This window comes from Pseudolysinimonas sp., assembly GCF_057350545.1.
Window position 1 is genome coordinate 33030 of sequence record NZ_JBMRCP010000006.1, and the last position, 9431, is coordinate 42460.

Here is a 9431-nt window from a genome sequence, read left to right on the forward strand (position 1 = left end):
ATCAGCCGACCAGGCGGAACTCGGCGAGGTAGCGCAGGATGTCGCCGTAGCCCTCGTCGGTGTTGATCGTCGGGCTCACCATGTCGGAACGGTACGCGATCACGCCGGGGCGGTTGATCAACGGAACCATCTCCGCCGACTCGTCCACGATCGCGCAGAGGGCCGTGAAGGCCTCCGCGCGCTCCGAGCCTGCCGCCGCCTGCGAGGCCGCGTCGATGAGAGCATCCTGCTCCGCGCTGCCGCTCATGTAGCGGGCCGTGAAGCCGGCCGTCGTGCGCCACCAGTTGGTGACGATCGAGGCGTCGCCGTAGCCCGCGAACCAGCTGAGGCTGAGGTCGGAGGTCATCGGCACCGCCGGGTCGCCGTAGACGCCCTCTGCCCACACGCCGTCGTCGAGGATCTCGATGTCGAGCGTGATGTCGAACTCGGCCAGCTGCTGCTGGATGACCTGGGCGATCTGGCCGGGGCCGGTCTCGGAGTTCCAGGTCTTGAGCGTCAGGTCGATCCCCTCGGCACCCGCCTCGGCGAGGAGCGCGCGGATGTCGTCATCCGAGAGCTGCTGCGACGGAAGGTCCTCCGGGGCGCACGCGTCGGGGAGGGAGTAGGGCGCGACACCGGTCGCCTGCGCGGTGCCCGCGGTCGCGAGCTCGGAGAGCTGCGCGCGGTCGATGATCGCGTTGACGGCGAACCGCACGCGCTCGTCGGCCAGCGGCGACTCCGGGTCCTGCGAGTTGAGCTGGAGGTAGAAGAAGTCGGTGTTCTGCTGGTTCACCACGGTGGCGGCGGCCGTGCCGGCGAGCAGGTCGATCGCGTCGGCATTGTTGAAGAACGCGTACTGCGCGCTGCCGTCGCGGATCGACGCGAGGCGGCTCGACTCGTCCGACACGATGCGCAGCTCGAGGGTGTCGATGCCGAGCGCGTCGCGGTCGTAGTAGTGCTCGTTCGGCTCGAACGTCCACGACTCGTCCTGCACGTGGTCGGTCGCCACGTAGGCCCCGGAGCCGACCATCTCGGTGACCGGGTCGATCTCGCCCGCCTCGATCTCGGCCATCGGGAGGATGGAGGCCGAGGTGTGGGCGAGCACGCCGAGCAGGGGCGTGTACGGCTGCGAGAGCTCGATCGTGACCTCGGCGTCGCCGGTGACCTCGATCGCGGAGATGACGGCGACCTGGCCGGACCAGGCGCCGCCCGCGAGCTGCAGACGCTCGAGGCTGCCCTTGACGTCCTCGGGCGTGACGGCGCGGCCGTTGGAGAAGGTGGCGTCGTCGCGGAGAGTGAAGACGTACTCGGTCGGGCTGACCTCCTCCCAGTCGCTCGCGATCTGCGGGGTGGCCTCGAACTCGGGACCGATGCCGACGAGGGTGTCGTAGGCGAGGCCCATGATCATCCACGAGCGCGCGGTGTCGGCGGTGGCCGGGTCGAGTCCGTTGACCTCGACCGTGTCGTAGTCGAGGTCGACGCGCAGCGTCCCCCCGGTCGACAGGCTGTCGTCGGCGACGGCGAGGAAGCCCGGGGCGACCTCCGCGGGTCCGCCTCCGGGGGTGGGGGTGTCGGCGGTACAACCCGCCAGGGCGAGGGCGCTGACGGCGAGGACGCCGCCGGCGAGGTGCAGTTTCTTCATGGTGCTGTGAACTCCTCGTGCATCGGAGGGCCCGGGGGCCCGGTGGTTCGCCGGACTCCATCGGCCGGCGTCAAGTGAGGTGGAGCACTCTCCAAGTGCCGGCGTTCGCCGGCGGTGGAGTCAGATCGTCAGCGCCCTCCCATCCTGTCGGTCTTCGGTCATCAGATCTCCGCCCAGCCGCGCTCGCGCGCGACGGCGGGGGAACCGGACGCATAGCGCAGCCGGTGGCTCTCGAGGTCGAGGGAGAAGGTCGCCTTCGTCTCCCAACCGAGGTCGGGGATCTGCTCGTCGACCTCGAAGACGCAGACCGGGCCGCCGTCGGGCAACCCCGCGACGAGCGCGTCCGCGCGCACGGCGGGGTCGGTCTCGGCGATCGCGCCGACGCGGCTCTCGAGCGCCGCGAAGCGTCCGAGCGTGTCGGCCATGGTCGGGTTTGCCTCGCCGCGGGCGAGCTCGGGGTCGAGGAAGTGGTTGGTGTGCAGGAGCGTGCGTCCGGGCTCGACGGGGAGCACCGCGACGCCCGCGGGACTCAGCTCGACGATCGCGGCGGTCGCGCGCTCGCCGTCCCACGCGCCGATGCTGATCGTCGACGACGACGCGAGCCGCGTGCTGCGGATGAGGTCGACCGCCTCGTCGAGCGTCCCGGCCTCGTCGTGGATGCGCCGCGCGATGAGGTGGATCGGAATCCCCGGGCCACGACCGTCCGACACGTGGTTCAGGATGTTGAGGTGGGTGCCGACGCCGGCGTCGTTGACCCCGATCTTGCCGAGGATGCCGAACTCGGTGAATCCGTGCACGCCGCGTCCCGCGTCGGTGACGTACGACCAGACGAGCGCCTCGGTCGCGAGGTGGAGGTACCAGTCCCAGGTCTGGAGCGTGCGCGGAGCGCTTCCGTCGGCGGGCACGTGCAGGCCTGTCGAGCACTCGCCGTGACCGCTCGGCGGGGCGAGGGCGACGATCTCGGTGCGGGCGTTGAGGAGCGAGACCTCCCAGGCCTCGAGTCGCGCGCCCTCGGCGAGCCCGGCGAGCTCGTTCGCGAGGGAGGGCGACCACTCGGCGACGTCGTCGAGGGTGCGGCGCGCGGTGTCCTCGGCGCGCGCCTCGTCGACGCCCTTGGCGCGGAAGAGGCGCCAGTAGCCCTCGAGAGTGTCGGCGATCTGGGGCGCGAAGCGCTCACCGATCTCCCGACCGCGCATCCGTGAGTCGCGTGTCGTCGACTCGTGACGCTGGATGAGCATCCGCTTCCTCTCGTACGCCGGAACGTTCCGGTTGAAGAGGACCGTAACGTTCCGGCACGCCGAGCGCAACTGCTACGTTCGGAACGTTCCGGCGCGACGACGCGTCGCGTTCCCCTGACCGCTGGGAGGTGCCCGTGCCCGAGATCGACCTGCTGCTGAGCGGCGGACGTGTGTTCACCGGCACGCGCGACGAGCGCCCCGCCACGGCCGTCGGCGTGCGTGGCGGACGCATCGTCGCGGTCGGTGGCGACGATGTCGTCGAGCTCGCGGGACCGTCGACCGAGCGCGTCGACCTCCGCGGACGCATGCTCCTCCCGGGCTTCCAGGACGCCCACGTCCACCCCGCCTGGGGCGCGCTCGAGCTGCTCCGGTGCCACCTCGCGGGGCTCACCACCCCCTCCGCCTATCTCGACCGCGTGGCACGGTACGCCGCCGAGAACCCGGGGGAGGAGTGGATCGTCGGATCGGGGTGGAGTCTCGTGCACTTCCCCGACGGAGAGCCGCGGGCCGATCAGCTCGACGCGCGCGTGCCCGACCGCCCCGTGCTCCTCTGGTCGAACGACACGCACCGGGTGTGGGTCAACTCGGAGGCGCTGCGGCGTGCCGGCATCGACGCGTCGACCCCCGATCCCGCCGACGGCCGCATCGTGCGCGACGCAGCCGGGAATCCGACCGGGCTGCTGCTCGAAGGCGCCGCCGAACCGGTCATCCGCCTGCTCCCGACGGTCGGCCAGCCCGACCTCGAGCGCGCGCTCCTCCTCGCGCAAGAGCACCTCCACGCCGCCGGGATCACGGCGTGGCACGACGCGATCCTCGCCAAGCCCGGCGAGGAGGGCGAACCCGCGGAGGCCTACCTCGCGCTGCTCGCCCGGGGCGAGCTCACCGCGAAGGTGTCGGGGGCGCTCTGGTGGGACCGCGAGCGCGGACTCGAGCAGCTCGCCGACCTGCGGGAGCTCCGCGCGCGGTACGACGCGGGGCGGTTCCGCGCCCCCGCGATCAAGCTCATGCAGGACGGGATCATCGAGAGCGGCACGGCCGCCCTCCTCGCCCCCTACCGCCACAGCCACGGCGGCGACGCCGGACTGTCGTTCATCGACCCCGAGCTGCTCGCCGCGGCGTCGGTCGCGCTCGACGCCGACGGCTTCCAGCTGCACTTCCACGGGATCGGCGACCGCGCGGTGCGCGAATGCCTGGATGCCGTGGCCGCGGCCCGTGCGGCGAACGGCGCCCGCGAGGGCCGACACCAGCTCTCGCACGTGCAGCTCGTCGACCCCGCCGACATCCCGCGCTTCGCCGCCCTCGACGTCGCCGTCAACTACCAGAGCCTCTGGGCCGCCCACGAGCCGCTCATGGACGACCACACGATCCCCGTGCTCGGCGACGAGCGGGCCGCGAGGCAGTATCCGTTCGGCGACCTGCACCGCGCGGGGGCACGTCTCGCCGCAGGGTCGGACTGGCCGGTCACGTCGCCGGATCCGATTGCCGGCATCCACGTGGCCGTGACACGACGGCTCCCTCCGGGACATCCCGACCGCGCCGACGAGCCGTTCCTGCCCGAGCAGGCGCTCGATCTCGCCACCGCGCTCTCCGCTTACACCTCCGGCGCCGCCTACGTGAACCAGCTCGACGACACCGGGCGGATCGCGCCCGGGTTCGCCGCCGACCTCGTCGTGCTCGACCGCGACCTGTTCGAGATCGCCGAGGATGAGATCGGCACGGCGCGCGTCGCCGCGACCTACGTCGACGGGAGGCGGGTGCATGGCCACGCGTGAGGGACATCTCGCCCGCATCGTCCGGTACCCCGTGAAGGGTCTCCCCGGAGTGTCCGATACTGCGGCGACCGTGCAGCCCGGGCGCGGACTGCGGCACGACCGCGGCCTCGCGATCGATCGCGGCACGATCCCCACCCGCGACGAGAGCGGCTGGAATCCCCGCGAGACCTACTTCCATCTCGCGATGACCGAGCAGATCGCCCTGCTCGCCACCGAGCTGCGCGACCCCGAGTCGGACGCCGCCGTGCTCACGCTCCGCGCCGGCGAGACCGCGGTCGACGTGCGGCTCGATCCTGCGGGCTACGCGGCCGACGTGCCCGCCGCCGACACCCTCCTCGCGGACGCGCTCCCCGCCGGCCCGCTCGGCGCCCCCGGCCTGCGCCGCACGGGCGTGCCGCTCTGGGACTGGCCCGCCGCGCAGCTCTCCCTCATCAACCTCGCGACGCTGCGCGCACTCGCCGAGGCGGCCGGCGTCGACGTCGACCTGCGTCGTTTCCGCGGCAACCTCTACCTCGACGGGCTCGCCCCCTGGGAGGAGTTCTCGCTCCTCGGCCGCCGCATCCGGATCGGCGATGCCGAGTTCGAGGTCTTCCAGCCGACCGACCGGTGCCGGGCGACGACGATCGACCCCGTGCGGGCCGTCTCCGACCTCAACGTGCCCGCGCTCCTGGCCGGGCGGTTCGGGCACATGTTCTGCGGCGTCTACGCCCGGCCCGTCACGGCGGGGACGATCCGCGTCGACGACCCGCTCTCGGTCGTCGACGAGCGGCCGCCGCCGATCGCGCGCGCGACCCCGTCCTGGCCTCGCCGAGGCACCGTGCTGTCGTCGGAACCGGCGGGCGGTTCGGTGCGCAGTCTCTGGATCGAGGATGCCGCCGACCTCGCGCCGACCGCGATGCCCGGCCAGCACATCCGGGTGCACCTCGCGGGTGAGACCGCGCCGGCGTGGCGCTGCTACACGATCTCGGGCGTGCGCGACGGCGCGTTCCGCGTGAGCGTGAAGCGCGACGGGCGCATCTCGACCGCGCTCCACGACGGCCTCGCGCCGGGCGACGACCTCGTCCTCACCGGCCCGTTCGGTGACGTCACGCTCCGCGAGGCCGAGGGTCGGGATGTCGTGCTCCTCAGCGCGGGCGTCGGCATCACCCCCACCGCCGCGATGCTCCGCGGCCTCGCCGGCGCGGCGGAGCAGGGGCGCCGCGTGCGGGTGCTCCACGTCGACCGCGACGCCGCCTCGGTGCCGCTCTGGGACGAGGTGCGGACCTCCGCCGCCGACGCGGGCGCCGACGTGCGCCTGCACCTCACGCGTGCGGCGGACGACGACCTCGCGGCTCTCGGCGCGATCGCGGGCCGCCCCGGGGCCGACGCGCTGTCCGCGGTGCTCGCGGGACTCGACCCCGACCGCGTCGCGGTGTACGCGTGCGGACCGGCGGAGTTCACCGCGGGGGTGCGCCGCGAGCTCGCCCTGCTCGGGGTCGCCGACGACGCCGTGCACGTCGAGGTGTTCTTCTCGCCGACGACCGCCGAGCTCACCGAACCTCGCGAACCGTCGACGCCGGGGCCCCACACGATCGTCGTCGGCGACGACGTGATCGAGTGGCGGCCCGCCTTAGGGAGCGTGCTCGACGCGGTCGAGGGCGTCGGCATCCCGTGGCCGTCGGGATGCCGCACCGGCGCGTGCGGCACGTGCGTGCGCCCGCTGCGCTCGGGCAGCGTCGAGTACCTGAGCGACCCCGTGTCGCCGCCGAAGGCCGGGCACGTGCTGGTCTGCTGCTCGGTGCCGACCTCCGACGTCGAGTTCGACTGACCACATCCGCGGGTTGAGGATCAGCCCTTGAGGTAGACGGTCGTCGTCTCGGTGAAGAAGTCGCGTGCCGCGGCGCCCTGCTCCTTGGGGCCGAACCCGGAGGCGCCGACCCCGCCGAACGGCACGTGCGGGTCGGCGCCGCCCGACTCGGAGTTGACGTGCAGCACGCCCACGCGGAGGTCGTCGACGGCGGCGAGGGCGCGGCCGAGGTCGCGCGTGAAGACCGCCGCGGAGAGACCGAACTCCGCGTCGCCCACGAGCGCGAACGCCTCCTCGGCGTCCCGGGCGCGCCGCACCGAGAGCACGGGCCCGAAGAGCTCGTCACGCCACAGTGTTTCGGTCACAGCCCCGGCGCCCGCGAGCTCGAAGACCGCGGGGTCGACGTAGTAACCCTCTTCGGGAGTATCGCCCGGATGTCCGGAGAGCTCACGCACCCCGTCCGCCCGCGCCGCCGCGACCACGGCAGAGACCCGAGCCTGCGCACGATCGTCGACGAGCGGACCGAGGTCGGTCGCCGCGTCGAGGGGGTCGCCGAGACGCAGCGCCGCGGTGCGGGCCGCGAGGCGCTCGAGCAGCTCGTCGGCGACGCCCGGCGTCACGACGAGGCGCGACGTCGCCGTGCAGCGCTGTCCCGAGCCGCGGAACGCACCGGCCATCACCTGGTCGACCGCGACGTCGAGGTCGGCGTCGTCGAGCACGACCGAGGCGTTCTTGCCGCCCAACTCCGCCTGGAACGGGGTGCCTGACGCGGCCAACAGGCCCGCGAGCTCCCGCCCGACGGCCGTCGAGCCGGTGAACGTGAACCCGTGCACGTCGGGGTGCCGCGCGAGCCGCGAGCCGAGCGCCCCCGGGCCCGCGACGAGGTTGAGCGCGCCCGCCGGGAGTCCCGCCGACACGAGGGCCTCCGCGAGCCGCTGGGCGAGGAGCGGCACACTGCTCGCGGCCTTCCACACGACGGTGTTGCCGTGCACGAGGGCGGGCGCGATCTTCCAGGCCGGGATCGCGACGGGGAAGTTGAACGGCGTCACGACCGCGACGACGCCGAGCGGTCGTCGGGTGACGAGGATGCGCTCGCCCGCGCGCGGCGAGGCGTAGAGCTCGCCGGCCTCGCGGTCGCCCGCCGCACCCTGGTACCGCAGCACCTGGGCGGCCCGCAGCACCTCGCCGCGGCCTTCGGCGAGCGGCTTGCCCTCCTCGCGGCTGAGTTCACGACCGAGCGCGTCGGCATCGCGCTCGAGCAGCGTCGCCGCCCGGATCAGCACGGCGCCGCGCTCGGCGAGGGGGAGGCGTGCCCAGTCCCGGGCGGCCCGGGCGGCCGCGGCGACGGCGCGGTCGACCTCGACCTCGGTCGCCGTCGCACCCTCCGCGACGACGGTCTCGGGGTGCGCGGGGTCGACGCTGCGGAGCACCGGGCCCGAGCCGTCGACCCACTCGCCGTCGATGAGCAGCCGCAGCGCGACCGTCTCGTCCACGCTCATCCGCGGAAGGCCGGGATGCCGGTGATCGCGTGGCCGATGACGAGGGCGTGCACCTCGTCGGTGCCCTCGTACGTGCGCACCGACTCGAGGTTCGCCGCGTGGCGCATCGGAGAGTGGTCGAGCGTGATGCCGTTCCCGCCGAGCATCGCGCGGGCTTCGCGGGCGATGCGGATCGCGGCGCGCGTGTTGGCGAGCTTTGCCATCGAGATCTGGTGCGGCTTCAGGCGCCCGGCATCCTTCGCCCGCCCGAGGTGGAGCGCGAGCAGCTGCCCGTTGCCGATCTCGACGGCCATGTCGGCGAGCTTGGCCTGGGTGAGCTGGAAGCCGGCGAGCGGCTTGTCGAACTGCAGCCGCTGCTGCGAGTACTCGAGGGCCGCACGGTAGGAGTCGAGAGCCGCCCCCATGACGCCCCAGGCGATGCCGTAGCGCGCCTCGTTGAGGCACGCGAACGGTCCGCGCAGACCCTCGGCGCCCGGCAGACGCGCCGACTCGGGCACGCGCACGTCGGCGAGTTCGATGTCGCACTGGATGCTCGCGCGCATCGAGAGCTTCGGGGTGATCGGCGTCGCGCTGAACCCGAGGGTGTCGGTGGGCACGAGGAAGCCGCGCACGCCGTCGTCGGTCTGCGCCCAGACGACCGCGACCTGGGCGATCGAGGCGAGGCCGATCCAGCGCTTCGCGCCGTTGATCACCCAGTCGTCGCCGTCGCGCCGCGCGAACGTCGTCATGCTGCCGGGGTCCGAGCCGGCCCCCGGTTCGGTGAGGGCGAAGCAGCCGATGATCTCGCCGGCCGCCATCCGCGGCAGCCACTCGGTCTTCTGCGCCTCGGAGCCGTGCTTCGCGATCGCACTCATCGCGAGCGACCCCTGCACCGAGACGAAGGTGCGCAGCCCCGAGTCGCCGGCCTCGAGCTCCGCCGCGGCGAGGCCGTACTCGACGGCCGAACGGCCGGCGCAGCCGTAACCCTGGATGTGCATCCCGAGCAGGCCGAGCGCGCCCAGCTCGGGCACGAGCTCGCGCGGGAACTCGGCGGTCTCGAACCATTCGGCGATCCGAGGTCTCACCGACTCGTCGACGAAGGATCGCACGCGCGTGCGCACGGCCTTCTCCTCGTCGGTGAGCAGCGCATCCACATCGAGCAGGTCATAGGGGTCCGGCATGCGGCCACCCTAGGCAGCAGAACCCGTCCAGCAGATCGGATGATGCGCACAGAAGACCCACCCATATGATCGGATCGTCCAAGGGAGGCTCCGCGTGGTCACGCTCTCGCAGCTCGTCGGCAGCATCGAGTCGGCGCTCGTGCCGGTGACCGCGGCCGCGCGCCGCCCCGTGCCGCTCACCGGCATCCACATCTCCGAACTGCGCGACCCCACCCCGTTCCTCGAGGGCGGCGAGCTGCTCCTGACCACCGGCATGCCCTTCGCCGAGGCGCCCGGAGGGATCCCCGCCTACGTCGATCGGCTCCGCGAGCGCGGGGTCGCCGCTCTCGCCCACGGCGTCGGACCCGCGCTCGAC

Annotated in this window: 7 protein-coding genes; 3 read left to right on the forward strand and 4 right to left on the reverse strand. The window is 73.1% G+C overall.

All coding sequences use genetic code 11. The features are described from left to right. Position 1 precedes the first annotated feature (1 nt). Together ACO1X9_RS01030 and ACO1X9_RS01035 are read right to left on the reverse strand one after the other, a co-directional pair. On the reverse strand, positions 2–1621 hold the full coding sequence (locus ACO1X9_RS01030; RefSeq protein ID WP_486348971.1) for an ABC transporter substrate-binding protein: 1620 nt from the start codon (positions 1619–1621) through the stop codon (positions 2–4). A gap of 161 nt (positions 1622–1782) precedes the next feature. Next, positions 1783–2859, reverse strand: a complete 1077-nt coding sequence (locus tag ACO1X9_RS01035) for a C45 family autoproteolytic acyltransferase/hydrolase (RefSeq protein WP_486348972.1) — start codon at positions 2857–2859, stop codon at positions 1783–1785. A 134-nt stretch (positions 2860–2993) separates the two neighbouring features. On the opposite strand from ACO1X9_RS01035, the gene ACO1X9_RS01040 reads away from it, so the two are divergent. Then, positions 2994–4631, forward strand: coding sequence for an amidohydrolase (locus tag ACO1X9_RS01040; protein ID WP_486348973.1), 1638 nt, complete (start codon positions 2994–2996; stop codon positions 4629–4631). After that, a complete protein-coding gene (locus ACO1X9_RS01045) occupies positions 4618–6438 on the forward strand; it encodes an MOSC domain-containing protein (RefSeq protein WP_486348974.1) in 1821 nt (606 codons plus the stop codon). Before ACO1X9_RS01040 ends, ACO1X9_RS01045 begins: the two co-directional genes overlap by 14 nt. Positions 6439–6458: 20 nt before the next feature. Here the strand turns inward: ACO1X9_RS01045 and ACO1X9_RS01050 are convergent, their stop codons facing one another. Together ACO1X9_RS01050 and ACO1X9_RS01055 are read right to left on the reverse strand one after the other, a co-directional pair. Then, on the reverse strand, positions 6459–7916 hold the full coding sequence (locus ACO1X9_RS01050; protein WP_486348975.1) for an aldehyde dehydrogenase family protein: 1458 nt from the start codon (positions 7914–7916) through the stop codon (positions 6459–6461). Beyond that, positions 7913–9076, reverse strand: a complete 1164-nt coding sequence (locus tag ACO1X9_RS01055; RefSeq protein ID WP_486348976.1) for an acyl-CoA dehydrogenase family protein — start codon at positions 9074–9076, stop codon at positions 7913–7915. Before ACO1X9_RS01055 ends, ACO1X9_RS01050 begins: the two co-directional genes overlap by 4 nt. Before the next feature lie 94 nt (positions 9077–9170). Here ACO1X9_RS01055 and ACO1X9_RS01060 point away from each other — a divergent pair. Continuing rightward, positions 9171–9431: PucR family transcriptional regulator ligand-binding domain-containing protein (locus ACO1X9_RS01060; protein WP_486348977.1), on the forward strand; the 261-nt coding region annotated here is incomplete at its 3' end.